We start from the raw sequence: 273 nt of genomic DNA on the forward strand, positions 1-273 counted from the left end.
GGTTTGCCCGGAATTGCGGTATTTCGCGATCATTGCGCCCGCGACCGCGCGGTCCAGATCGGCATCATCAAACACCACAAACGGCGCGTTGCCGCCAAGTTCCATGGAAATCTGTTTCACGGTTTCCGCAGATTGCCGGATCAGCTCCTTGCCCACCTCGGTAGAGCCGGTGAAGGTGACTTTGCGCACCTTGGGATCGGCCATGATCGTGTTGCCGATGTCGCGCGCCGATCCGGTGACGATATTGATGACACCGGGCGCAAAACCGACGTC

Annotated in this window: 1 protein-coding gene; it reads right to left on the bottom strand. The window is 59.3% G+C overall.

Going from position 1 to position 273, the window contains the following annotated elements:
- The coding region (locus tag Q4528_RS13880) for an aldehyde dehydrogenase family protein (RefSeq protein ID WP_303522168.1) at positions 1 to 273 on the bottom strand (273 nt) is incomplete at both ends.

The sequence above is a fragment of the Staphylococcus pasteuri genome (assembly GCF_030547725.1).
Classification (GTDB): Bacteria; Bacillota; Bacilli; order Staphylococcales; family Staphylococcaceae; genus Staphylococcus; species Staphylococcus pasteuri.